Origin of the sequence: Gryllotalpicola koreensis, assembly GCF_039538185.1 — a bacterium.
Classification (GTDB): Bacteria; Actinomycetota; Actinomycetes; order Actinomycetales; family Microbacteriaceae; genus Gryllotalpicola; species Gryllotalpicola koreensis.
In genome coordinates, this window is sequence record NZ_BAABBW010000001.1 from 872,925 (window position 1) to 896,583 (window position 23,659).

Genomic DNA, 23,659 nt, shown 5'->3' on the forward strand with positions numbered 1-23,659 from the left:
TGAACAGCTTCTGAACTCGCCGAGGGCCGCCCTGGCGCGCCCCTAGCCTCATTTGAGGGCCAGCGCACGCCCGAGTGTGCGTCGAGCCCTCAGCCGTAGCTCATCCTGAAAAGGCTCCCCACACCATGTCGAAGCGGTCGCAGTTCGCCCTGTTCTGGGCGGTGGTCGCGGTCATCATCGCCGTGGGGGTCGTCGCCACGGTGGTGAAGGGGCCCGGGCAGGCGAGCGCGGTCCACACCGGTGCCTCGGCGGCGTCTTCTGAATACCAGCTCACCGCGAACCGCAGTACCTGTGGCGTCGGCTGGGGGGAGCCGGGCGCCGTGGTGCCCGGCGGCACCCAGGACTTCACGATCGCCAACGGCAACGACGCCCCGATGGACATCCAGTTGCAGGAGCAGGACAGCAAGAAGGTCTTCCTCGAGCTGGACGGCGTCGGCCCCGGTGCGAAGGCCACCGCCCACGTCGTGCTCGCCAAGGGGCGCTACCGCTTCGCGTGCTACCCGGAGGACGAGCCGGCCGCCGTCGGCCAGACCGTCAGGGTCGGCGCCGCACCGCCGGGCGCCGTGCTGAGCGCGGGGGTGCAGCCGCTGACGCGCAATCAGCTCAACACGGTCGCCATCGCCTACGGCAGATGGGTGAACGGCAGGCTGCCCACGCTGCAGCAGCAGGTCGGCCGGCTCGACGCCGACGCAGAGGAGGGCGATTTATCGGCCGCGAAGGCCGACTGGCTCACCGCGCACCTGACGTACGAGACGCTCGGCGCCGCCTATGACGCGTTCGGCGACCATGACGCCGAGATCAACGGGATGCCGGCGTCCGGCCGGACCGCGCTCAGCGATCCCCACCTCACCGGGTTCCACAAGATCGAGGCGCTCCTCTGGTCCGGTGCGCCCGCCTCAGCCGTCGCAGCGCAGACCCGGGCACTCGTGCAGGCGATGGCGTCGCTCGCCGCCGACCCCGGCACCGCGCAGATCGACCCGCTGCAGGTCGGCCTGCGCTCGCACGAGATCGTCGAGAACGCGATCCAGTTCGAGCTGACCGGGGCGACGGATGCCGGCAGCCACACGAACCTCGCGACGATCGACGCGAACCTCACGGGTGCGACGACCGCGCTCGGGTTCCTCAAGGCCGATCTCGCGTCGCGGTATGCCGCGCTGCCGGACGCCGAGGCGGCGCTCGCCGCGGCGCAGAAGCTCGTCGAGGGCTATCGCGGCGCAGGCGGCGCGTGGACCCCGCTGCAGTCGCTCACTTGGGCGCAGCGGGAGCAGCTCGATGCGGCGCTGAACGGCCTGGTCGAGCTGCTCGCTCCCGTCGCCGAGATCGCAGAGCCGAGGTTCACGCCCGATGAATGAGACGCAGCCGAGTGAGCAGCCGTTGAGGGGGACGCCGATGCGCGAGACGACGGGGAGTGGGAAGCCGGTGCGTGAGACGCCGACCCGCCGCGGGTTCCTGCTGGGCGCCGTCGGAGCCGCGGCGGGTGCCGCAGCCACCGCGGCCGCGAGCGCCGCCGTCGAGGCCACCACCACGGCGACTCCGGCCGCCGCCGCACCCGCCCGCGCGGCCGGCTACGCCTTCCACGGCGCGCACCAGGCCGGGGTGCTCGCACCGGTGCGGCGCTCGACCTCGCTGCTCGCGCTCGACGTCACGGCGGTCGGCGCAGACGGACTGCAGGAGCTGCTGCAGACGATCACCGAGAAGCTCCGCTTCCTCGCCGCGGGCGGAACGCCGCAGGAGCTCGGCATCACCGCGGCGCCGAGCGACTCGGGCGTGCTCGGGCCCGAGGTCGTCGCCGGGGATCTCACTGCCACGCTCGCCGTCGGGGCCTCGCTGTTCGACGGGCGCTTCGGTCTGGCATCCGTCAAGCCCTCCAAATTGCGCACGATGGAGGACTTCCCCAACGACGCGCTCGACCGCACGATCTGCGACGGCGACCTGCTGCTGCAGTTCGAGGCCGACGACAACGACGTGGTGGTGCACGCGGTGCGCGAGGTGCTGCGGGCGACCCGTGCGGGCATGCAGCTGCGCTGGCGGCAGGACGGCTTTGCGTCGCCGCCGCGGCCGAGCGGCACCCCGCGCAACCTGATGGGCTTCAAGGACGGCACGGCGAATCCCGACCGCACCGACGCGAAGCTGATGAGTCAGCTCGTGTGGGCGCACGGCGGAGCGAACGGCGAGCCGGCCTGGGTCGAGGGCGGCAGCTATCTGGCGGTGCGGAAGATCCGCATGCTCGTCGAGTTCTGGGACCGCGTCGGCATCGAAGAGCAGCAGCAGATGTTCGGCCGCTACAAGGGCAGCGGCGCGCCGTTGACCGGCAGCAAGGAATTCGACGACCCGCACTACGAGCGCGACCCCAACGGCGGCTCGATCCCGCTGAGCGCGCACATGCGGGTCGCGAATCCGCGCACGCCCGGCACGGACAACCAGCGGATGCTGCGCCGCGCCTTCAACTACGACGGCGGCATCGACGCGAACGGCAATCTCGACCAGGGGTCGATCTTCACCGCGTTCAACCAGGACATCGAGCGGCAGTTCGTGACGGTGCAGAAGCGCCTCGTCGATGAGCCGCTCGTCGACTACATCTCCCCGGTCGGTGGCGGCTATTTCTTCGCGTTGCCCGGTGTGAAGAACGCCTCCGACTGGCTGGGGAAGGGAATGTTCGCGTGAGACGGATGCCTTCGGGCGCGTCGCCCGCGATTTCAGACTCGACGCAAGAGGGCGTCGGGAACCATGAGAGGAAGAAGAGTCAACCGTGTTCCAGAAAGCACGTTTGAAGCGCCTCGGCATCGCCGGTGGCGCTCTGGCCGTCGCGGCCGGCTTCGCTGTGGCGACCGCGTTCGCGGCCGCTCCGGCAGATGCCCATGAGACGCCGAACAACTCTGCGCATACCACCACCCCCATCAAGCACCTGGTCGTGATCTTCGACGAGAACGTCTCGTTCGATCACTACTTCGGCACCTACCCGAACGCCGCGAACACCGACGGCACGAAGTTCACGGCGTCGAAGAGCACGCCGAAGGTCAACACCCTGGTCACCTCGGGCACCCTGAAGAACAACCCGAACCAGTACCAGCCGACGCGGCTCACCCCCGCCCAGGCCGACACCTGCGATCAGAACCACGGCTACCTTCCCGAGCAGAAGGCGGTCGACGGCGGCAAGATGGACCTCTTTGTTCAGAGCACGTCGGTCGACAAGTGCGCCGCGCCGCTGTACTCGGCGCCGGGCCTCGCCATGGACTACTACGACGGCAACACGGTCACCGGGCTGTGGAACTACGCGCAGAACTACGCCATGAGCGACAACAGCTGGGACGCGACCTTCGGGCCGTCGACCCCGGGCGCGCTGAACCTGATCTCGGGGCAGACGCACGGCGTCACCTCGTATGACCCGACCTCGGGCACGACGAACCCCAAGGCGACCGCGACGCCGGATTCCTACACCGTCGTCGACCCGAACGCGAAGGGCGTCGGCACCGTCACCAATGACCCCGACCCCGTGTACGACGACTGCGCCGACAGCAACCACACCTCGACCAACGCGCTCGCCGGGCTGTCCGGCAAGAACGTCGGCGACCTGCTGAACGCGAAGGGCGTCACGTGGGGCTGGTTCCAGGGCGGCTTCGCACCGACCACCACGGCGAAGGCATCCTCGACCGGCTACGCCGTCTGCGGCACCACGCACACCAACGTGTCCGGCACCTCGGTCGTCGACTACTCGCCGCACCACAACCCGTTCGCATACTACAAGTCGACGTCGAACCCGCACCACCTGCCGCCGTCGTCCGAGAAGGCGATCGGGCACACCGACCAGGCGAACCACCAGTACGACCTGAGCGACTTCTACGACACGGTGCAGGACGGCAACATCCCGGCGGTCTCGTTCCTCAAGGCTCCGGAGTACCAGGACGGTCACGCCAGCTACTCCGACCCGATCGATGAGCAGACGTTCCTCGTGAACACGATCAACAAGCTCGAGCAGTCGCCGGAGTGGTCGAGCACGGCCGTCGTGATCTCGTACGACGACTCGGACGGTTGGTACGACCACGTCGCGCCGAAGATCACCAACGGCTCGACCGACACCGCCAACAACACGACGATCTGCACCACGGCGGCGAAGAACCCGGCGAACGGCGGCTACGAGGACCGCTGCGGCCCGAGCCAGCGCCTGCCGCTGCTCGTCATCTCGCCGTACACCAAGGCGAACTCGGTCGACCACACGGCGACCTCGCAGCCCTCGATCCTGAAGTTCGTCGAGGACAACTGGTCGACGGGCAGGATCGGCGACGGCTCGTTCGACAAGACCGCCGGCTCGCTGAACGGACTGTTCGACTTCCAGCACCCGCAGAACCGCAGCGTTCTGCTGGACCCGAAGACGGGCGCCGTCTCGAAGGTCGTGCCGATCAAGACCTGGCCGGGTCGCGGTCACGGTCACGGCAAGCCGGGTAAGCCCGGTCACAAGTAGGCGGCGGCACTCCGAACCGCTCTGCAGGAGGGGCCCCGGCGATCCCGGGGCCCCTTCCCGTTGCTCGCGGGCGGTTCTAGCCTGACCGCATGATCGACATCGAAGCCGTGCCCATCGCCAAGCCGGACGACGTGAACGTCATCATCGGCCAGTCCCACTTCATCAAGACGGTCGAGGATCTGCACGAGGCGCTCGCCGGCGTCGGGGGAGCGCTGCGCTTCGGAGTGGCGTTCTGCGAGGCATCCGGCCCGCGTCTCATCCGCCGCACGGGCAACGACCCCGAGCTCGTCGGGCTCGCGATCGCCGCCGCAGAGGCTCTCGCGGCCGGTCACGTGTTCGTGATCATGCTGCGCGACGGATTCCCGGTCAGCGTGCTGAACCAGGTGAAGTCCGTGCCTGAGGTGTGCTCGATCTACTGCGCGACGGCGAACCCGCTTGAGGTGCTCGTGGCCGTCACGCCGGCGGGTCGGGGCGTCACGGGAGTCATCGACGGCGAGCCGCCGCTCGGAGTCGAGACGGATGCCGACGCCGCAGACCGCCACGCGCTGCTGCGCGCCATCGGCTACAAGCTGTAGGCGGGTCCCGATACGCGGTTACGCGATCGCCCGGTCGACGATCTCCTTCGCCTCGGCCTGCACCTGCTTCAGGTGCTCCGGCCCCTTGAAGGACTCCGCATAGATCTTGTACACGTCCTCGGTGCCGGAGGGGCGCGCCGCGAACCAGGCGTTCTCGGTCACGACCTTCACGCCGCCGACGGCCGCGCCGTTCCCCGGCGCCTCCGAGAGCTTCGCCACGATCGGCTCGCCTGCGAGCTCGGTGGCCGTGATCGCGTCGCCCGACAGCTTCGAGAGCTTCGCCTTCTGCTCCTTGCTGGCGGCGGCGTCGATGCGCTCGTACACCGGGTCGCCGAACTTCTCGGTCAGCTCGCGGTAGAGCTGCGACGGGCTCTTCCCGGTCACGGCGATGATCTCGCTGGCGAGCAGTGCGAGCAGGATGCCGTCTTTGTCGGTCGTCCAGGCGGTGCCGTCCTTGCGCAGGAACGACGCCCCGGCGGATTCCTCGCCGCCGAAGCCGATCGAGCCGTCGACGAGCCCCGGCACGAACCACTTGAAGCCGACGGGCACCTCCCACAGTTTCCGCTTCAGCGACTCGGCGACTCGGTCGATGATCGAGGACGACACGAGGGTCTTCCCCACGGCGGCATCCGCTCGCCATTCGGGCCGGTGCGTGTAGAGGTACTGGATCGCGACCGCCAGATAGTGGTTCGGGTTCAGCAGCCCGCCGTCGGGCGTGACGATGCCGTGCCGGTCGGCATCCGCGTCGTTGCCGGTGACGACCTGGAACTCGTCCTTGTGCTCGAGCACGCTTGCCATGACGTTCTTGCTGGACGGATCCATCCGGATCTTCTCGTCCCAGTCGAGCGTCATGAAGGACCACTTCGGGTCGACCCGCGGGTTCACGACGGTCAGGTCGAGCCCGTACTTCTCGCCGATCAGCTGCCAGTAGGCGACGGATGCCCCGCCGAGCGGGTCGGCCCCGATCTTCACGCCGGCGGACTTGATCGCGTCGATGTCGACGATGTTGACGAGGTCGGCGACGTATTCCTCGCGGAAGTCGTAGCCTTCGACGGCGCTCGGCTCGGCGCGCTCGACGCCCTTGAGGCCATCGGCGATGAGCTCGTTGGCGCGGTTCGCGATCCAGCTGGTGGCATCCGTGTCAGCCGGCCCGCCGTGCGGAGGGTTGTACTTGAAGCCGCCGTCGCGCGGGGGGTTGTGCGATGGGGTCACGACGATGCCGTCGGCCTGGGGCGAGCCGGGGTGCTCCTTGTTGTACTTGATGATCGCGTGGCTGACCGCGGGCGTCGGCACATAGCCGTCGTGGGCGTCGGTGTAGACCTCGACCTGGTTGCCGATCAGCACCTCGAGCGCCGTCGTCAGGGCGGGGCCGGAGAGCACGTGGGTGTCGGCGCCGATGAACAGCGGGCCGGTGATGCCCTGCGTCTCGCGGTACTCGACGATCGCCTGGGTGCAGGCGGCGATGTGGTCCTCGTTGAACGCAGTGTCGAGCGACGAGCCGCGGTGCCCTGAGGTGCCGAAGACGACGCGCTGTGCCGGGATCGAGGCGTCGGGCTTGAGCTCGTAATAGGCCCTCACGACCGCCTCGTCATCGATGAGATCGGATTCCTGCGCGTACGTCCCTGCACGTGAACTCATGCGCCCATCCTGGCAGGGGGAGACGGCATGCGTCACCCCGTTGAACGCGATGACTGGCGTGCTCATGGGAGTTCTCCTTGGGTGCGGAGTTGGGTGGTGAGGCTGTGTTTGGGCAGGAGTCGGACGGGTTCTTCGCCGGGCCAGTGGAGCCAGTAGGTGTTTCCGCGTCTCTCGATGCGGCCGCCGTGGTTGTGCAGGTTGAGGTGGTCGAATTTGCAGAGCAGGACGCCGTCTTTCGTCTCGGTCTTGTGGTTGGCCTCGTTCTCGCCCCAGGGGTTGAGGTGGTGGGCTTCGGTGGCGTCGGGGGGCATGGGGCAGCCGGGGATGAGGCAGCCGCCGTCGCGGAGGGCCATGGCGCGGCGTTGCCGGGTGGAGAAGGTTCTTTCTGCTTTGGTGGCGTCGAGGGTCTGACCGGTCTCGTCGAGGAGGGCTGCGGCGGCGTCTCCGTCGCAGAGCGCGGTGATGAGTTGCGCCCCGGTGAGGGGTTCGGGCCTCCCGTCGAGCCAGGCGATGCCGTCGGCTCCGGGTGGGGGTGTGGCGGGTGGCCGGTGCGTGCTCGTGCCCGAGGCGGCGTCGGGTGGCTGACCGGGCGGTCCGTCGTGCGGTGGGCTGTTTCTGCGTGCGGCATCCGCGGTGATCGCTTTCTTCAGCTCACTCGTGGTGACGGCGATGGTCACGGTGGGGGTGTACTTCCCGAACACGCCGGAGGAGGTGACGCCGGCGGTGAGGAACGCCGTGAAGGTGTCGGCGAGGAGCTGTTCGTTGGTGCGGGCGTCCTGTTGGAGTTCTTCCGCGCGGGCGCGTTCCTCGTCGGTCATGAACCTGGGGCCGCCGAGGCGGGGGGAGAGGTGGCGGCGGATGGGGGTCCAGATCTGGGCGTCGGTGGCGGGGTCGACGAGGAGGTCGTACTTCACCATCCCGTCGCCGCGGACGGTGCGTTTCAGGGACCGCTGCTCGTAGAGGCGCTGTGCGTTCTGCTGCGCCCATTCCCGGTCGAGGACCGCCCGGGTGGCTTTGGCGGCACGCCCGGCGTCTTCGGGGGTGAGCTCGCCGTCCCAGCAGTCGGCGATGAGCCGCAGGACCGCCTGCCGGTAGGCGGGGGTGGAGGCGTCGTCGCGGGGCTGCCCGAGTCCGGAGGTGATCCGGTCGGCGTGCTCGGCCGGCAGCCACCCGTTTCTGACCGCGACGGCGATCGGCGCCGACCACGCACCCGGCAGTGCGGCGAGGACCTCGATCGACCGGGGCCCGGCATCGGCCGGCTCAGGTGCGACAGCCTGCGCGGTCTCGAGCAGGACGCCCACCCGCACGGCCTTCCGCGCATCCGTGAGAGACGACCCGGTCAGGCGCTGCACGAGCTCGGCCCCCGACTTGACGCCTGCTTTCCTGGCGAGTGACTCGGGACCCAGCTCGCGCCGTGACCGCGTCTCGATCTCGGCCGCGGCGATCGCCGCGGAGCTCTGCATCACGGCGGCCGCCTGCCCGAGGAGCCGCACGAACTCCGTGAGCTCGCCGTCGCTCAGCCTCTCGATGTCGCAGGCATGCGGAAGCATTCCGGCCACGAGGCCGGGAAGCTCACGAACACCTGAACTGATCGACATGACCCCAAGCTACAACCCGCCACCGACATTCAAGGCCGAACATTCAAATATGTGTACAACCCGCCGAAACCACACCTGTGAACGCAGAGACCCACCCCACCCCGCGCTAGCGTGACCTCGTGAGCGACAACCCCCTACAGCGCTTCTGGGTCGCCGCCCGCGCCGCGGTTCCACGACTCCCCGAAGAGCGCCCCGAAGCCTGGGCCTTCGGCGCGAGCTCCGACCCCGCTCAGGCCGACAGACTGCTAACACTCGTGCTCGACGGCGTGAAGACGGCCACCTCGTCGTCCGCGTGGGACTACGAAGCGGCGCAGGAACCGCTCCCCGAGCCGGGAGACTTCAGCATCATCTGCGACAGCACGGGTCGACCGCGCGCCGTGATCGAGACCACCGCCGTCGAGGTGACGCCGTTCAACGAGGTCGACGCAGCGCACGCGGCGGCTGAGGGCGAAGGCGATCGCACCCTCGCGTACTGGCGCCGCGAGCACGAGCGGTTCTGGCGCGCGCACTCCGAGAACGATCGCGGCTTCGCGGCGGACATGCCCGTTGTCTGCGAGCGCTTCGTCGTCGTCTTCGCACTGCGGCCCTGAACACTACCGGCGAAGACCTGGTCGCCGTCGCCGACATCCACAGCCACCTTGGCCCGGACGCCGCATGCATGCAGCAGAAGTGCGACGACTCTTCCCTTGCACCGCGACGGATGTCGAGAGGAGTCCACATTCTGCAGCACCTGTGTCGCTTCCTCGCCGGCCCCCGCGACAGGCTTGACGTGCGATCGCGCATCATGCATCTGATGCTCGATGACCTACTCTGGAAGGGTGAGGACGACATTGGATATCGACAAGCACGTCCTCGACTTCGCTCGCGGTCGAGCGCGGTTGAAGGGCATCACGCTGGGGCAGGCGATCTCGGAGCTTGCCTCGGCGGGCATCTCCCAACTCGGCGCCGATTCTTCGGGCGCGTCTTCACCCCGCACCGTCCGTCATCCCAACGGGCTGGTGACGTTCAGCCCCGTCCCGGGGCACGTCATCACTCAAGAACTGATCGACCACGTCCAAGACGAGATGGACGAAGAAGAGGCCCGTGTCCCTCGAGCTTCCTGACGTCAATGTGCTGTTCGCTCTGGCCTTCGTGGAGCACGAGCATCATGCGCGCGCAGAGAACTGGTGGGTGAACAGCACCCGCTACGCGACGACGCCCATCACCGAATCAGGGCTGGTGCGGATGGCGCTCAACCCGCGGGTCTCGGGGCAACCGCTAACCTGGGCGGATGCCGCGGCGGTTCTGGAAAGCGTCCGGAATCGCTCCGGTGCGGAGTTCCTCGAAGATGACGCCACCTTGGTGCAGCCGCGCGTCGACCCGAAGCTCATCAGGGGCCACCGGCAGGTCACGGACTTTCATCTGCTCGGCCTCGCGGTGCGTCACGACGCGGTGCTGGTCACCTTCGACCGGGGCATTGAGGAGGCCTTCGGCAAGCAGCACGGCGACTCGATCCGCGTCCTCTAACCTGAATCGCATGAGCGACGCCCCGGCCACCCCCACCGAGACCTACAGCTACCTGGGCCCGGCCGGAACCTTCACCGAGCTCGCCCTCAAACAGGTCGAGGAAGCCCAGGGCAAGCCGTGGCGCGCGGTCAACAACGTCGGCGAGGCCCTCGACGACGTCGTCACCGGCCGCTCGAAGGCGGCGGTCATCGCGATCGAGAACTCGATCGACGGCGGCGTCTCCGCCACGCAGGACGCCCTCGCCACCATCCCCGGCCTCCGCATCACGGGCGAGTACCTCGTTCCCGTCGGCTTCGTCCTCGTCGCGCGCCCCGGCACCAGGCTGCAAGACGTCAAGACCGTCGCCGCCCACCCGGTCGCCTACGCCCAGTGCCGCGGCTGGCTCGACAGGAACCTTCCAGAGCACGCGCACCTGCCCGCGGGCAGCAACGTGCAGGCGGCGACGCAGCTGCTCGAGCGCGACGAGGCGGGCAACAAGGCATCCGTCGCCGACGCCGCCATCGCACCGCCCACGATCGTCGACCACCACGCGCTCGAGGTGCTCGCCGAGAACATCATCGACAACGACAACGCGGTCACCCGTTTCGCGCTGGTGAGCCGCACCACGGCCATACCCGCACCCACCGGAGCCGACAAGACGAGCCTCATCGCCGAGCTCCCGGCAGATCAGCCAGGGTCCCTCGTCGAACTCCTCGAGCAGTTCTCCACCCGCGGCGTCAACATGAGCCTGCTCGAGTCGCGCCCCATCGGCGACGCGCTCGGGCGGCACCGCTTCATCATCGACCTCGAGGGCCACATCACCGACGAGCGCATCGCGGATGCCCTGCTCGGCGTCTACCGCTTCACGCCGCGCGTGATCTTCCTCGGCTCCTACCCCCGCGCCGACCGCCAGCCGGCCGACTTCGACCAGCGCTACGCCGACGAGGTGTTCGTCGAGGCGCGCGATTGGCTGCGCGGGCTGCTTTCTGCAGAGCCAGAACCGGACGACGATACGGATTCCTGAGCCGAGAGCACCTGCTCGAGCCGGTCCTCCACAGCGGGCTCGAAGGCGTTCGCCCACACGTCGTACCCCCGGTCGTTGGGGTGGAACAGGTCGCCGGCGAACTGCGTCGCGACGCCGAGCATGCCCTCGTGCTTCATGGTGTCGTGCAGGTCGACGACGCGCAGCCCATGGCGGGCGGCCGCGGCCCGAAGAATCCGATTCGCCTGCACGGCTTTGCGCTCGCCTGGCAGGAAGTAGAAGCTCGGCAGGTCGGCCACGATCGCGTGCGCGGGCAGCTGCGCGAACAGCTTCTCGACCTGGGTCGCGAACCGCGCAGCATCCCACGAGGCGATGTCGTTCGCGCCGATGCACACGGTGACGATCGCGTTCTCGATGAGCTCGGGCTTCAGCCGCAGGAACCGCGGCAGCTCCTTCTCGAGCGCCGTCGACAGCGTCGCGCCCGAGATGCCGAGATTGACGACACGGATGCTTTTCCCGGACAGCTTCTCGAGCCGCTTCGCGATCACGCCGACGTAGCTGCGCGCGGGTCGCGAGGCCCCGATGCCCTGCGCAGCCGAGTCGCCGATCGCCACGTACAACAACTCGCCGGGCAGCTCGCGCCGCGCCCGCCAATAGGCGCTGTGCACGGGGATGTTGTCGGCGAGGATCCGCTGCCACGTCACCTGCCGCCGCATCAGCCAGCGGTACCACGCGAGACCGCCGCCCACGGCTGCGGCCGTCGCGCCCACGGCGATCAGGGCCTTCGTGCTTCGGCGCATGCTGCCAGGTTACGCGGGCACCCGCACGACGAGTGACCCGGAATCCGTGCGGAACACCGCCTTGCGCACGACGCCGAACGCGTCACCGTCGAGCTCGGCCTCGACGGGCTGCTCGAGCCGCACGGCGATCACGGGCCCGCGCGCGTACTCGAGCACGTTCGGCGAGAACTTCGACCGGTAGTGCACGAGCTTCCGCCCGAGCTTCGTGTGCGGCAGCAGCTGGTTCTCCCACAGGATCGTCCGGCCGATGTACAGCCAGCCGAACAGCGTGCGCGGGTGCATGATCGCGACGTCGAGCACCCCGTCGTCGATCTGGGCGCTCGGCAGCAGCTCGCCGCCGCCGGGCAGCCCGCCGACGTTCCCGACGACGACCGAGTGCACGTCGAAGCCGAAGGCCTGGTAGTCCGCCCCTGGCCCTTCGATGCGGATCTTCGCCTTCACGGGCTTCGACGTGATCACCGAGCGCAGAATGCCGTCGACGTAGGCGATCCACCCGAACCGCTCCTTCAGGAAGGGGCTGGTGTTCGCGATCATGGCGGCGTCGACGCCGACGCCGGCGAAGACGGTGAACGGATGCTCGGTCGCGATGTCCTCGGGCGAGGTGAACTCGGCGAGGCCGACGTCGATGACCCGGTCGGCCCCGTGGAAGGCCACCTCGACCGCGGCGTCCGGGTTGCCGATCGGCACGCCGAGGTTCCGCGCCAGCAGGTTCCCCGTGCCGCTCGGCACCACGCCGAGCGCGACGCCCGTGTTGCGCAGTGCGCCGGCGACCGCGCGCACGGTGCCGTCCCCGCCGGAGGCGATGACGAGGCGCGCCCCGCCCGCGACGGCGCGCCGCGCGGCATCCGCCCCGTCGTCGTCGACCGTGGTCTCGAACCAGAGCGGCTTGCCCGCGCCCGTCGAGTACGCGTGTCGCGAGATCGCCTGACGCACGCGCATCGGATCGCCCTTGACGGGGTTCACGACGGCGGCGACCGTGGTCACGACGGCGTCAGCGCCCACCTCTGGGCGCGCGTCGGCGCGCTCGGTCTCGGGCGCTGGGTCGCTCATTCGACCAAATTACCCCGGCATCTAGACTTAACGGCGTGATCGACCCCGTTCTGCTGCGCGAGAATCCCGACATCCTCAGAGCCTCGCAGGTGGCGAGGGGCGAGTCGCCGGAGACGGTCGATGCGGCGCTCGCCGCCGACACCGCCCGGCGCGCCGCGATCACAGAGTTCGAAAGACTGCGCGCCGAGCAGAACGCCCACGGCAAGCTCGTCGCGAAGGCCCCGAAGGACGAGAAGCAGGCGCTCGTCGCCCAGGCGCAGGAGCTCGCGGCGCGGGTGAAGGCGGCGCAGGCCGCCGTCACCGCGGCGGAGGCCGAGTTCGAGGCATCCGTTCGCAAGCTCGGCAATGTCATCCTTGACGGTGTGCCGTCGGGCGGCGAGGACGACTACGTGGTCGTCAAGACCGTCGGCGAGATCCCGAGCTTCGACTTCGAGCCGCGCGACCACCTCGAGCTGGGCGAGCTGCTCGGTGCGATCGACATGGCGCGCGGCGCGAAGGTCTCCGGCGCGCGCTTCGACTTCCTGCGCGGCATCGGCGCCCGCCTCGAGCTCGCGATCATGAACCTCGCGCTCGACAAAGCGCTCGCCAATGACTTCGTGCCGCTCATCACCCCGACGCTCGTCAAGCCCGAGATCATGCAGGGCACCGGATTCCTGGGGGCGCACGCCGACGAGATCTATCGTCTCGAGGCCGATGACCTCTACCTCACGGGCACCAGCGAGGTGGCGCTCGCCGGCTACCACTCCGACGAGATCATCGACCTTGAGAGCGGGCCGCTGCGCTACGCCGGCTGGTCGACCTGCTACCGGCGCGAGGCGGGCTCGGCCGGCAAGGACACCCGGGGCATCATCCGCGTGCACCAGTTCAACAAGCTCGAGATGTTCGTCTACACGAGGCCGGAGGACGCCGAGGCCGAGCACGCCCGGCTGCTCGCCTGGCAGGAGGAGATGATGAACGCGCTCGAGCTGAGCTACCGCGTCATCGACACCGCCGCGGGCGACCTCGGCTCGAGCGCCGCGCGCAAGTACGACGTCGAGGCGTGGGTGCCCACGCAGGGCGCGTACCGCGAGCTCACCTCGACCTCGAACTGCACCACCTTCCAGGCGCGCCGGCTCGGCATCCGCTATCGCCCGGGCGGCGACGGCGCCAAGACCGCGCCCGTCGCGACGCTCAATGGCACACTCGCCACGACCCGCTGGATCGTCGCGCTGTTCGAGACCCACCAGCAGGCCGACGGCTCGGTGCGCGTGCCCGAGGCGCTGCGGCCGTACCTCGGCGGGCTCGAGGTGCTGACGCCGATCGCCGCCGCGCAGGCGAAGTAGTGGAGCCGCAACGCCGTCTGTTGATCGGCCTCGACGTCGACGGCACGCTCATTCGCATGGACGAGACCATCTCGCCCGCCGTCCACGAGCAGGTCGAGCGGCTGCAGCGCCTCGGCCATGAGGTGACCCTCGCGACGGGCCGCAGCTGGGAGACCGCGGCGCCCATCCTCGAAAGGCTCGGCCTGACCCCCGAGTTCGTGGTGTGCGCGAACGGCGCGCTCACCATGCAGCGCGACGCCGCGGAGCCGAGCGGCTACCGCCGCGAGTGGGTCGAGACCTTCGACCCCACCGAGGTGTTGCGCACCATCCGCGGCCACCTGCCGCGGGGCAGCTACATGGTCGAGGACGCCATGGGCTTCCGCCGCTACACCGAGGGCATGGACAACTGGGAGCTGAGCAACGCCGAGCAGGTCGACTTCGACCAGCTCGCCGGCTTCCCGGCGACCCGCGTCGTGGTCGTCGCCCCCGAGCTCGGCAACGACGAGTTCCTCGAGATCGTGCGCTCGATGGGCCTGAACGAGGTCTCGTACTCGATCGGCTGGACGGCGTGGCTCGACATCGCGCCGATGGGTGTGAACAAGGGCACCGCGCTGGAGCGCGTGCGGGACGAATTACGGATGCCGGGCAGCGACGTCCTCGTCGCGGGGGACGGCCGCAACGACCTCGAGATGTTCGAGTGGGCCGTCGCCGGCGGCGGCCGCGCCGTCGCGATGGGCCAAGCGCCCGACGAGCTCAAGGCGATCGCGAGCGAGGTCACCGCGACCGTGGACGAGGACGGGCTCGCTCAGGTCCTGCGCCAGATCTGACCCGCCGCACTCTGAGGTCATTGCCAGGGCCGGTCTGGCAGGCTGAAAAGCCTATGACCGACTCGACGAACGCGCCGCTGCGCCCCCGGCATGGCCGCCCCGGCCGCCCGACGTCGATCGCCCGTCACGGGCGACTCGCGCGCAGGCATCCGTTCGTCGCACTCGGAAAGATCCTCGCGGGCGTGGCCGTCGTTGCCTCGGTGAGCGCCTTCTCTCTCGCCGGAATCGCCGTCGGCGACGTCGTGACGTCGACCAAGCCTGCCGTCGTGCTGGTCGACCCGACGACGCACAAAGAGGTCACCAAGCAGCAGGGCATCGATGCGATGCAGGGCTCGTTCAACGTGCTGCTCGCGGGCTCGGACTCCGGCGACGGCAACGCCGCCTACGGCAAGCGCGGTGAGAACCTCAACGATGTGACGATGCTCATGCACGTCTCGCAGGACCACCAGCACATCACCGTCGTCAGCTTCCCGCGCGACATGCTCGTGCCGATCCCGTCCTGCCCGAAGGAGGACGGCAGCGGCGACTACTCGGCGATGAGCTCGCAGAAGATCAACGTCTCGCTGTCGTACGGCGGCCTCGCCTGCACGGTGCTCACGGTCGAGAACCTCACCGGGCTGTCGATCCCGTATGCCGCGGTGATTCAGTTCGACGGGGTCGTCGACATGTCGAACGCGGTCGGCGGCGTCCCGGTCTGTCTGTCCGGCCCCATCAAGGACCCGTACACGGGCCTGGACCTGCCCGCCGGCACGAGCACGATCGAGGGCCAGCAGGCGCTCGCCTTCCTGCGCACCCGGCACGGCGTCGGCGACGGCAGCGACCTCGGCCGCATCAGCAACCAGCAGGTGTTCCTCTCGTCGCTCGTGCGCACGATCAAGTCGGCTGACACCCTGGGCAACCCGGTGAAGGTGTACTCCCTGGCGAAGGCGGCCGCGTCGAACATGCAGCTGTCGACCTCGCTGTCGAACGTCCAGACCCTGGCGTCGATGGCGGTCGCGCTCAAGGGCGCCGATCTCGCGAACATCGTGTTCGTGCAGTTCCCGACCAACTACGTCGCAGGCGGCGGCGCGGTCGCGCCGGACCCCACCGGTGAGAAGGCGCTCCTGACCGCGCTGCAGAACGACGAGGCGGTGCAGGTCACGGGCAACACCGGCATCGGCTCGGTGCAGGACCCCTCGCATCCGACGACGGATGCCGGCGCTACCGCTGCGCCCACGACGGCGCCCTCCACGGCACCGACCGCGCCGACCACGGCGCCGACGGCGGGCACGGATTCCGGCTCCACGGTCGCCCTGCCCGACCAGGTCCACGGCCAGAGCGCGAGCGACTACACCTGCTCGAAGCCGTTCAGCGGCTAGTCGGCGGCTCGGTAGACTCGACGCGGATGTGTGGCAGAGCGGCCTAATGCGGCGGTCTTGAAAACCGCTGACGAGCAATCGTCCGGGGGTTCAAATCCCTCCACATCCGCGTTCCGATTCGAGATGCGACTCTGCGTTCTGTCCCCCGATCAGGGGAAGCATCCGTTACACCCCTGATATTCGGCTCCTACGACCGTGAGCCATAATGACCACGGGGCGCCGCCATTCCCGGCGCAGTGATCTTGTGGGGTGCGCATGGCAGAGCCGCGTCAGAGGACGGTGCTGCGGCATGCGCGCGCCACCGCGCGGCATCCGCTCGCCCTGGCCGGAAAGATCGTGGCATCCGTCGTCAGCGTGGCCGTCGTCAGCACGCTCGGAATCGCCGCCATCGCGGTCGCCGACATCAGCCACAACGTGCAGGCGAACTCGCAGGTGCACCTCGTGCAGCAGAAGGATGCCGGCCAGAGCGCGCCGCCGGTCACCAAGTCCATCCAGCCGGAGGCGACGGCGCTCGCCGGCGCGTTCAACGTGCTGCTCGTCGGCACCGACACCCGCACCGGCCAGGGCGCGCAGTTCCAGAACAAGGCGGATCTCAAGGCATCGAGCGGTGCGGGCAACAACGACGTCACCATGCTGCTGCACGTGAACGCGGCGCACACGGCGGCGACCGTGGTCAGCTTCCCGCGCGACCTCGTCATCCCGATTCCCTCCTGCCCGAGCCCGAAGGGCGGCTGGTACAGCGCGATGTCGGCGCAGATGCTGAACACCTCGCTGACCTACGGCGGCCTGACGTGCCCCGTGCTGACGATCGAGAAGCTGGTCGGCATCGACGACATCAACTACGCCGCGGAGATCAGCTTCGACGGCGTCGCGCAGATGTCGGATGCCGTCGGCGGCGTGCCCGTCTGCCTCGCCACCCCGATCAACGACCCCTACGTCGGGCTCAAGCTGCCTGCGGGTATCTCGACGATCCAGGGTCAGGAGGCGCTCGCGTTCCTGCGTTCGCGCCACGGGGTCGAAGACGGCAGCGACCTCGCCCGCATCAGCAACCAGCAGAACTTCCTGTCGTCGCTGCTGCGCACGATCACCTCGGCCGGCACGCTCAGCAACCCGATCAAGCTCTACCAGCTGGCCGCGGCAGCGACCGAGAACATGACGCTGTCCGACACCATGGGCGACGCGAAGACGATGGTCGGCATGGCGGTCGCCTTGAAGAACATCCCGCTGTCGCAGATCACCTTCGTGCAGTACCCGGTGCTCACCGACCCGAGCAACCCGAACCGCGTCATTCCCGACACCTATGGCGCGCGGATCCTCGACGAGGCGATCCAGAACGACCAGCCGGTCGTGCTCTCGGCGTCGACGGGTCGCGGCACCGTGGTGGCGCCGGGGTCGACGTCGTCGCCGACCCCGACCTCGACCGGGTCGACGGGCACTACTCCGCCTGCCACCGGCACCGCGAGCGCCCCACCCGGTGACGTGACTTTGAGCAAGAACGCGACGGGGCAGACGGCCGCTCAGGAGACCTGCACCAAGGGCGTCACGGGCCGCGCCGGCGAGTGAGCGGCGTGGGCCGCGAGCCGGTGCAGCGCACGCAGGGCGAGCCCGGCCTCGGCCTCGGCCTGCTTGTCGCCCTCGGCGTCCTCGCTGCGGCCGGCCCGCTGTCCGTCGACTTCTACCTGCCGTCTTTCCCGCAGGTCCTCGAATCACTGCATACGGATGCCACCAGCGTCCAGCTCACCCTCACCGGCTTCCTCGTCGGGTTGGGCGTCGGGCAGGTCGCGTGGGGCCCGCTCTCCGACCGCTTCGGCCGGCGGCGCCCGCTGCTGATCGGCAGCTCTGCCGCCGTCGTCGCGGCAGCGGTCGCGGTGTGCGCGCCCAACGTCGAGGTGCTGATCGCGGCGCGCTTCGTGCAGGCGGTCGCCGGCGCCGCGGGTGTCGTGCTGAGCCGGGCGGTCATCACCGATCGTGCGCAGGGCTTCGTCGCCGCGCGCATGCTCGCGGTGCTGCAGACGATCACGATGGTCGCGCCGATCATCGCCCCAATCGTCGGGGGACTGCTCGCGGGCCGGGTGTCGTGGCGCGGGGTGCTTGCGATCGTGCTCGCGGTGACCGTGCTGCAGGCGGTCGGCGCGTTCGTGTTCGTGCGCGAATCGCTGCCCGCCGCGGATCGCGCCCCACGGCTGCGCTACACCTACGTCTGGCAGTTGTTCGCGCGCCCCGGATTCCTCGGCTACGCGGCCACGGTCGCGTTCACCTTCGGCACGATGATGGCCTACATCTCGTCGTCGTCGTTCGTGTACCAGCGCGTGCTCGGGCTGCCGCCATGGGCCTACGGCCTCGGCTTCGCGCTCAACGCCGTCGGGCTGCTGATCGGCGGGGCGACCTCGGTGCGGCTCGCGCGGCGGAAGGTGCACCCGGCGCGCGTCATCGCGGTCGCGCTTCCGGTGGCGCTTGCGGGGTCGCTCGCAATCCTCGGGATCGTGCTCGCGGCACAGGCGGGCGGGGCGCCGGCGTGGCTGCTCGTGATTCCGCTCTGGTTCGCGATCACGGCGGTCGGCTTCACCCAGGGCAACGCGACCGCGCTCGCGATGGAACAGAGCCGGGGCATCGCCGGTGCGGGCAGCGCCGTCGTGGGCGGGCTGATGTTCCTCGTCGGCGGAATCGTCTCGCCCCTCGGCGGGCTGGCCGGTGACGACACGGCGCTGCCGTTCGCGATTGTGATGGCGTCGAGCGCGGTGTGCGCGGTCATCGCCTTCGCCGTCGCGCGGGGCGTCGTGCGGCGCCATCCCGAGCTCGAAGAGGGCTACTCGATCGGCTGATCGCCACGCTCACGCCTGATAAGGTGTAACGGATGTCCGCTCAGGCGGGCACTGGAGACGTCGCATAGTCCGGTCGAGTGCACCACCCTGCTAAGGTGGAGTCCCCTTCTTGGGGACCGAGGGTTCAAATCCCTCCGTCTCCGCACTTGTGATGTGTCGCGACATGGGTGTCACCTGAGTCGCGTCATGGGTTACTTCTTTGAAGAGCCCGGTCTTTGGCCGGGCTCTTTGCTTTGTCTTGGCCAGTAGCTCTTGTTGGGTTGGATGGGGTGGGTGGAGAGCACTTCGCCGGTGGGCAGGTCGATGACGGTGATCTCGTGTTCGTCGGCCAGGGCGATGGCGCGGCGTCCGGCGTGGGCGCGGCCGATGCCGATGTGGTGCATGCGTCCGCCGCGGCTGATCTGCCGAACGTGCAGTCCCTCGTACACGGAATCCGCAAAGACCACGTCGCCGCGACCGCCGCAGTCACGCCCCACACCACAACGGCCGCACCGAGGGCGTCAACACGAGAACCAACATGATCAAACGCCAGATGCACGGCCGAACGGGCTTCGAACTCCTCCATCACCGCATCCTCCTCGGCTAACCTCCGAAAGCACGCCAGAGCCGTTATTCGGACAGACCCCGACGTGGTGACGATCGCGGCGCCGGAGCTTGGCGCCCTCGTTAACGAGGTGACGACCGCTGAGGATGCAGAAGACTGGGACTTCGGCATCCGCGCCCTGATGGTCAACCTCGCAGGGCGTGGCCTGCCGAAGGAGCACGAATGAGCGAGGTCGTCGTCACCGACCAGGCCTTCGGCGGGGTCGATCGAGACCGCCGCGCTCGCCGAGCGGCACGGCTGCAGCTTCGCCGAGCACGACGTGCGGGGCGAGGAGGAGACGGCGCGTGCCGTACGTGGCAGTCGCGTCGTCTTCGTCAACTTCGCCCGATCACCCGGTCGCCCTCCTGCTCGCGCTTCTGCGCCGAGTTGTCGCCTACATGGATCGCATTCGGTCAGCAGGGTGGGTTCAGCCCGCCGACGTCGGACGGATCACGGGCTTCGCGGACACAACAGTCGGCCTGATCGGCACCGGTCGCATCGGCCGATCCGTCGGGGCGCGTCGCGTGCCCTTCGGATTCCGTATCGTCGCGTTCGACCCCTTCATCGATCCGGACTCAATGCGAACGTCGGGCATCACCCCTCTCTCCCTCGGCGAGCTCCTCCGCAGGGCGGACGCGATTTCCTTGCACGCGCCGTTGACCGAGGCGAACCGGCGCCTCATCGATGCTGGCCGCCTTGCCGAGCTCAAAGCTGGCGCTGTCGTGGTCAACACGTCACGCGGCGTTCTACTCCGACGCGTCGTTGGCAAATTTACAGCGCCTGGCAGCCGACGAAGCCGACCGCGCGCTATCGGGATTCCCGCTGCGCTGCGCCGTCACCGGCTGATCGCACTCAGCGGTAGATCGCCGGCATCCGATCGGAGAAGCGGATGAACGGGTCGGCGGCGAGCTTGCGGAAGTCGGGCGCCGTCGATTCGTCGGCCGTGGGTGTTCCGAGACCGCTGCTGCCGGTGTCTCCCGACGCGTTGCGCCACGCGAGGTACCAGAGGATGCGACGTGTGAGGGGCGTCGCGGCCGCGGCACGCGCCAAGAATCCGGTCCAGGGATCGTCGGCGTTGCCCGTGAGCGCACCGGCGTTGCCCAGTTCGGTCTGCGCGGCCAGCTTGCCTCGCGCTTGGGCCAACGCGGCGACCTTCTCGAGTACGGCGATGAAGTTCGCGAAGTGCTGTTCCGGTGGGATCGGGTTGTCGGCGCGGCCGGTATCGAAGTAGTTGTCGATGCCCAGCACGTCGACCCACTCGTCGCCGGGGTAGCCGCGCAGGTAGTGCTCTTCGAAGCCGTCGAGCGGCAGGCGGCTGCGGTCGGGCGAGATCGCGTAGATCAGATTGTGCTGCTGCCGCTCGTCGCGCAGCTCCCGGACGGTCATCCGCCACAGTTCGGCGAATTCGTCGGCGCTGGCGCTTCCCGGATGGTTCTCGTCGCCGACACCCCACCAGAACCAGGAGCCGGAATGCTCGTGGAACGGACGGAACACGATCGGGATGGGTCGCCCCGTGTCGTCGACGAGGCGCCGGTTGAACGCTGCGAGCCGGTCGAGCCACTCGAGGAAAAGCGCGTGCTGCGGGCCGTCCGGCAGAACCGCAGCGACCGACCCCGGCGCGGTGTTCTCGTCGTAGCCGCCTCCTGTGAGGGGATTCACGCTGTGCCAGCTCAGTGTGATCAGGCACCCGTTCGCATGGCCCTCTCGGATCCACGTGACCATGTCGTCGAAGAGCACCCCGTCGATGTTGGCGGCGTTCCCGAGCTCGAGGCGGCCGAGGTCGAACCCGATGACGGCCGGGTGAGCGCCGACGGTGTCGTGCACGTCGGAGCGGCCGCCGTGGCCGCCGCTCCAGGTTCGCCCGTATGCGAGTGCGTCCTGCTGACCGAACAGGGCCGCGGTTCCGGTCAGCGCGTGCAGCTTGTCGAAGAGCGCGTGAGCCTCCGGGGTCAGGGCGGGATCGGCGGGACGGGGGTCATTCCTGTGCATCGGAGTCCTCGGCCACGGCGTGCAGGATCATGGCCTGAGCAGGCCAGAGCGCGGGGATCTGGAGGCCGAATTCGGTCAGCGCGCGGCCGGACATCGTGACCCCGTCGGCGAGCCATGGCGGCGCGATCCAGCTCGTGTGGCGCGCCGCGCCGATCTCGTCGCGCACCCGTACGCGATAGCGCCGGTCCGGGTCGAGGCCGGGCAGCGGAACGCGCTCGGGCTGGGAGTCCTCCAGCGTGGCGACGGAGGCGATCGTGAAGACCCCGGATGACCCGTCCTGCGCGACCGCGCCGACGAAGCGCAGGGCCGGGTCGGCCAGGTCTACGTGCACCGCGTCGCCCGTGTGGATGACGGGCCTCAGCTCGCGGTAGAGCGCGGCGAACCGGGCGATCGTCGCGAGCTCCTCGGGCGTGCACTCTGCGATGTTCCACTCGAAGCCGGCCGAAGCCATCAGGCTCGTCGCCATGCGGAACGACAGCTCTGTGACCCGCCCCGAGCTGTGCGACGCGGTCGGCCCGACGTGACCGCCGACGAGCTCGGGCGGCAGCAGCAGCTGGGTCCACCGTTGGATGTCTTGGCGCTCGACCGGGTCGTTGGAGTCGCTCGCCCAGACTCGATCGGCCACGTCGAGCACTCCGAGATCGCTGCGAGCGCCCCCGCTGGAGCACGATTCGATCTCAAGGCCGGGATGCCGCCGCTTGAGCTCGCCCATCAGCGCGTACATCGCGCGCGTCTGAGCATGGGTTCCTGGTCGTCCGGCATGCACGGGCTCGATGAGATCGCGGTTGTGGTCCCACTTGATGAAGTCGATTCCGAGGGTGGTCACGAGCGCGTCCATCTGCCCACGCAGGTGCGCGTATGCATCCGCATTCGCGATGTCGAGCACGTACTGGGACCGCCACGACAGGCGCTCGGGCGCGGCGAGGTGTGCCGGGTTGTGCAGGAGCCAGTCGGGATGCTGCCGAGCGAGGTCGGAGTCGAGGTTGACCATCTCGGGCTCGAACCAGAGCCCGAACTGCATGCCGAGATCGTGGACGCGCTGCGAGAGCGGCTCGAGCCCGTCGGGCCAGACGGCGGGGTCGACGACCCAGTCCCCGAGTCCGCGCGTGTCGTCGCGCCGGCCCAGGAACCAGCCGTCGTCGAGGACGAAGCGCTCGACGCCGACGCTCGCGGCCAGCTCGGCGAGCGCGATGAGATTGGCCGGTTGATGATCGAAGTAGACCGCCTCCCAGGTGTTCAGCACGAGCGGGCGCGGCGAGCGCGGATGCTGCGGGCGGGAGCGCAGGTAGCGGTGGAACTGCGCGCTGATGCCGTCGAGGCCGGTCTCGCTGAACGCGAAGTGCGTCGTGGGCGCCGCGTAGGTCTCGCCGCTGGCCAGCGCGATCTCTCCCGGGCGCAGCAGCTCGCCCGCGCCGAGGACCGTGGTGTTCTCGGCCAAGCGGTCGACGCGGTAGCTCACGTCGGCGCTCCACGCCGTGTGCACAGCCCAGACGCGGCCCGAGCGCGAGCGGGGATGCCCGATGGAGAGCATCGCGACGGTCGGCGCGTCGTGGCCGTCGCGACCGCGACGCGTCTGGCGAACGGTGGCTCCCCGCGGTATGGCCTGCGTGTGGGGCGCTTTCTCGCGCGTCCACCGGCCGGAGAGCTGCGTCAGCGTGTCCGCGGTCTTCGGCACGGGAAGCGTGGCCTCGAGCCAGTGCACGTCCAGCTCGCCGTCGCCGGTGTTCGCGATCGCGTACGAGGCGCTGAGCAGGCCGCCGGGCTGGATGCGCAGTTCCAGTTCGATGCTCAGCCCGTTGGCCTCATCGACCGCGTGGATCGTGAGCAGATCCTCGGCCTCATCGAGGCCGGCGAGAGTCCACCTGGGGTAGACCGGTGTGCCGCCGCGGGTGGCGAGCAGGCCGGGCCGGCCGGCCCAGCCGTCGGATTCCTGCGGCACGAGCGGGACCTGCCACGCGGCGTCCAGTGTCGCCGGAGGCGTCTGGCGGCTCGCCGCGCGCGACAGTTCGCGAAGCGCCGACGCGTCGAGAGCGCCGAGCGACGGGCCCCAGTGCAGCACGGCGGGGAAGCCGTCAGGATGGAGCTCAAGCACGACCTGGGTGCCGTGGGACTCCAGGACGGTGAACGGTTCGTTCGCGGGGCGGATGCTCATGGGCGGATTCCTGCGTCGTTGCGGGTCGATTGAGGGAGGT

General features: G+C 69.2%; 22 protein-coding genes, 2 tRNA genes and 1 pseudogene. 18 read left to right on the forward strand and 7 right to left on the reverse strand.

Annotated features, from left to right (window positions below):
• Positions 1–125 precede the first annotated feature (125 nt).
• The 4 genes from ABD708_RS04175 (at position 126) to ABD708_RS04190 (ending at position 5,034) form a co-directional block, all read left to right on the forward strand.
• The gene (locus ABD708_RS04175; RefSeq protein WP_344752024.1) at positions 126–1,352 is read left to right on the forward strand and encodes an imelysin family protein; all 1,227 of its coding nucleotides are present in this window, start codon (positions 126–128) and stop codon (positions 1,350–1,352) included.
• Positions 1,345–2,664, forward strand: a complete 1,320-nt coding sequence (gene efeB / locus ABD708_RS04180; protein WP_344752025.1) for an iron uptake transporter deferrochelatase/peroxidase subunit — start codon at positions 1,345–1,347, stop codon at positions 2,662–2,664. The genes ABD708_RS04175 and efeB overlap by 8 nt, the downstream gene beginning before the upstream one ends.
• Positions 2,665–2,749: 85 nt before the next feature.
• Positions 2,750–4,459 (forward strand): phospholipase C, encoded by a 1,710-nt coding sequence (locus ABD708_RS04185; protein ID WP_344752026.1) that lies wholly within the window; start codon positions 2,750–2,752, stop codon positions 4,457–4,459.
• Positions 4,460–4,548: 89 nt separating this feature from the next.
• Entirely contained in the window at positions 4,549–5,034 is a 486-nt protein-coding gene (locus ABD708_RS04190; RefSeq protein ID WP_344752027.1) for an adenosine-specific kinase, read from the forward strand.
• Positions 5,035–5,052: 18 nt separating this feature from the next.
• On the opposite strand, the gene pgm is transcribed toward ABD708_RS04190, so the two are convergent.
• Together pgm and ABD708_RS04200 are read right to left on the reverse strand one after the other, a co-directional pair.
• Positions 5,053–6,672: a phosphoglucomutase (alpha-D-glucose-1,6-bisphosphate-dependent) gene (pgm, locus tag ABD708_RS04195; RefSeq protein WP_344752179.1), complete on the reverse strand. Its 1,620-nt coding sequence runs from the start codon at positions 6,670–6,672 to the stop codon at positions 5,053–5,055.
• A 62-nt stretch (positions 6,673–6,734) separates the two neighbouring features.
• Positions 6,735–8,270 (reverse strand): HNH endonuclease signature motif containing protein, encoded by a 1,536-nt coding sequence (locus tag ABD708_RS04200; RefSeq protein WP_344752028.1) that lies wholly within the window; start codon positions 8,268–8,270, stop codon positions 6,735–6,737.
• 119 nt (positions 8,271–8,389) lie between these two features.
• On the opposite strand from ABD708_RS04200, the gene ABD708_RS04205 reads away from it, so the two are divergent.
• From ABD708_RS04205 to pheA, 4 genes are all read left to right on the forward strand, one after another.
• On the forward strand, positions 8,390–8,860 hold the full coding sequence (locus ABD708_RS04205) for an ASCH domain-containing protein (protein ID WP_344752029.1): 471 nt from the start codon (positions 8,390–8,392) through the stop codon (positions 8,858–8,860).
• 228 nt (positions 8,861–9,088) lie between these two features.
• Positions 9,089–9,373, forward strand: a complete 285-nt coding sequence (locus tag ABD708_RS04210; RefSeq protein ID WP_344752030.1) for a hypothetical protein — start codon at positions 9,089–9,091, stop codon at positions 9,371–9,373.
• Positions 9,354–9,776 (forward strand): TA system VapC family ribonuclease toxin, encoded by a 423-nt coding sequence (locus tag ABD708_RS04215; RefSeq protein WP_344752031.1) that lies wholly within the window; start codon positions 9,354–9,356, stop codon positions 9,774–9,776. The genes ABD708_RS04210 and ABD708_RS04215 overlap by 20 nt, the downstream gene beginning before the upstream one ends.
• A 10-nt stretch (positions 9,777–9,786) precedes the next feature.
• Positions 9,787–10,779 (forward strand): prephenate dehydratase, encoded by a 993-nt coding sequence (gene pheA / locus ABD708_RS04220; protein WP_344752032.1) that lies wholly within the window; start codon positions 9,787–9,789, stop codon positions 10,777–10,779.
• Here pheA and ABD708_RS04225 read toward each other — a convergent pair.
• Both ABD708_RS04225 and ABD708_RS04230 read right to left on the reverse strand, forming a co-directional pair.
• Positions 10,689–11,537, reverse strand: coding sequence for an SGNH/GDSL hydrolase family protein (locus tag ABD708_RS04225; RefSeq protein ID WP_344752033.1), 849 nt, complete (start codon positions 11,535–11,537; stop codon positions 10,689–10,691). The genes pheA and ABD708_RS04225 overlap by 91 nt on opposite strands.
• Positions 11,538–11,546: 9 nt before the next feature.
• Positions 11,547–12,587, reverse strand: a complete 1,041-nt coding sequence (locus tag ABD708_RS04230) for a diacylglycerol/lipid kinase family protein (RefSeq protein WP_344752034.1) — start codon at positions 12,585–12,587, stop codon at positions 11,547–11,549.
• A gap of 35 nt (positions 12,588–12,622) precedes the next feature.
• Here ABD708_RS04230 and serS point away from each other — a divergent pair, with 35 nt between their 5' ends.
• From serS to ABD708_RS04265, 7 genes are all read left to right on the forward strand, one after another.
• Positions 12,623–13,909 carry a serine--tRNA ligase gene (gene serS / locus ABD708_RS04235; protein ID WP_344752035.1) on the forward strand — a complete coding sequence of 429 codons (1,287 nt, stop codon included), beginning with the start codon at positions 12,623–12,625 and terminating at the stop codon, positions 13,907–13,909.
• On the forward strand, positions 13,909–14,715 hold the full coding sequence (locus tag ABD708_RS04240; protein ID WP_344752036.1) for an HAD family hydrolase: 807 nt from the start codon (positions 13,909–13,911) through the stop codon (positions 14,713–14,715). Before serS ends, ABD708_RS04240 begins: the two co-directional genes overlap by 1 nt.
• Positions 14,716–14,768: 53 nt before the next feature.
• Positions 14,769–16,073, forward strand: coding sequence for an LCP family protein (locus ABD708_RS04245; RefSeq protein WP_344752037.1), 1,305 nt, complete (start codon positions 14,769–14,771; stop codon positions 16,071–16,073).
• Between the two features lie 24 nt (positions 16,074–16,097).
• Positions 16,098–16,182: transfer RNA gene (locus ABD708_RS04250), tRNA-Ser, on the forward strand.
• A 146-nt stretch (positions 16,183–16,328) separates the two neighbouring features.
• Entirely contained in the window at positions 16,329–17,636 is a 1,308-nt protein-coding gene (locus ABD708_RS04255) for an LCP family protein (RefSeq protein ID WP_344752038.1), read from the forward strand.
• 5 nt (positions 17,637–17,641) lie between these two features.
• A complete protein-coding gene (locus ABD708_RS04260; protein WP_344752039.1) occupies positions 17,642–18,895 on the forward strand; it encodes a multidrug effflux MFS transporter in 1,254 nt (417 codons plus the stop codon).
• 53 nt (positions 18,896–18,948) lie between these two features.
• Positions 18,949–19,038: transfer RNA gene (locus ABD708_RS04265), tRNA-Ser, on the forward strand.
• A 48-nt stretch (positions 19,039–19,086) separates the two neighbouring features.
• On the opposite strand, the gene ABD708_RS04270 is transcribed toward ABD708_RS04265, so the two are convergent.
• Entirely contained in the window at positions 19,087–19,278 is a 192-nt protein-coding gene (locus ABD708_RS04270) for a hypothetical protein (RefSeq protein ID WP_344752181.1), read from the reverse strand.
• A gap of 9 nt (positions 19,279–19,287) precedes the next feature.
• On the opposite strand from ABD708_RS04270, the pseudogene ABD708_RS04275 reads away from it, so the two are divergent.
• From ABD708_RS04275 to ABD708_RS04285, 3 genes and pseudogenes are all read left to right on the forward strand, one after another.
• Positions 19,288–19,481 (forward strand): annotated as a pseudogene (locus tag ABD708_RS04275) (transposase); the annotation flags it as partial.
• Positions 19,482–19,524: 43 nt separating this feature from the next.
• On the forward strand, positions 19,525–19,665 hold the full coding sequence (locus ABD708_RS04280) for a hypothetical protein (protein WP_344752040.1): 141 nt from the start codon (positions 19,525–19,527) through the stop codon (positions 19,663–19,665).
• Between the two features lie 118 nt (positions 19,666–19,783).
• A complete protein-coding gene (locus ABD708_RS04285) occupies positions 19,784–20,371 on the forward strand; it encodes an NAD(P)-dependent oxidoreductase (RefSeq protein WP_344752041.1) in 588 nt (195 codons plus the stop codon).
• Here the strand turns inward: ABD708_RS04285 and ABD708_RS04290 are convergent.
• Both ABD708_RS04290 and ABD708_RS04295 read right to left on the reverse strand, forming a co-directional pair.
• Entirely contained in the window at positions 20,331–21,467 is a 1,137-nt protein-coding gene (locus ABD708_RS04290) for a glycoside hydrolase family 26 protein (RefSeq protein WP_344752042.1), read from the reverse strand. The two genes, ABD708_RS04285 and ABD708_RS04290, sit on opposite strands and share 41 nt — an antisense overlap.
• Positions 21,454–23,619, reverse strand: coding sequence for an alpha-galactosidase (locus ABD708_RS04295; RefSeq protein ID WP_344752043.1), 2,166 nt, complete (start codon positions 23,617–23,619; stop codon positions 21,454–21,456). Before ABD708_RS04295 ends, ABD708_RS04290 begins: the two co-directional genes overlap by 14 nt.
• Positions 23,620–23,659: the final 40 nt, after the last annotated feature.

Coding starts and splice junctions, on each gene's coding strand:
- ABD708_RS04190 (WP_344752027.1), top strand. CDS start 4,549: ATGATCGACATCGAAGCCGTGCCCATCGCCAAGCCGGACGACGTGAAC.
- ABD708_RS04230 (WP_344752034.1), bottom strand. CDS start 12,587: ATGAGCGACCCAGCGCCCGAGACCGAGCGCGCCGACGCGCGCCCAGAG.
- ABD708_RS04270 (WP_344752181.1), bottom strand. CDS start 19,278: ATGCACCACATCGGCATCGGCCGCGCCCACGCCGGACGCCGCGCCATC.
- ABD708_RS04225 (WP_344752033.1), bottom strand. CDS start 11,537: ATGCGCCGAAGCACGAAGGCCCTGATCGCCGTGGGCGCGACGGCCGCA.
- efeB (WP_344752025.1), top strand. CDS start 1,345: ATGAATGAGACGCAGCCGAGTGAGCAGCCGTTGAGGGGGACGCCGATG.
- ABD708_RS04255 (WP_344752038.1), top strand. CDS start 16,329: ATGGCAGAGCCGCGTCAGAGGACGGTGCTGCGGCATGCGCGCGCCACC.
- pgm (WP_344752179.1), bottom strand. CDS start 6,672: ATGAGTTCACGTGCAGGGACGTACGCGCAGGAATCCGATCTCATCGAT.
- ABD708_RS04200 (WP_344752028.1), bottom strand. CDS start 8,270: ATGTCGATCAGTTCAGGTGTTCGTGAGCTTCCCGGCCTCGTGGCCGGA.
- ABD708_RS04295 (WP_344752043.1), bottom strand. CDS start 23,619: ATGAGCATCCGCCCCGCGAACGAACCGTTCACCGTCCTGGAGTCCCAC.
- ABD708_RS04175 (WP_344752024.1), top strand. CDS start 126: ATGTCGAAGCGGTCGCAGTTCGCCCTGTTCTGGGCGGTGGTCGCGGTC.
- ABD708_RS04245 (WP_344752037.1), top strand. CDS start 14,769: ATGACCGACTCGACGAACGCGCCGCTGCGCCCCCGGCATGGCCGCCCC.
- ABD708_RS04290 (WP_344752042.1), bottom strand. CDS start 21,467: ATGCACAGGAATGACCCCCGTCCCGCCGATCCCGCCCTGACCCCGGAG.
- pheA (WP_344752032.1), top strand. CDS start 9,787: ATGAGCGACGCCCCGGCCACCCCCACCGAGACCTACAGCTACCTGGGC.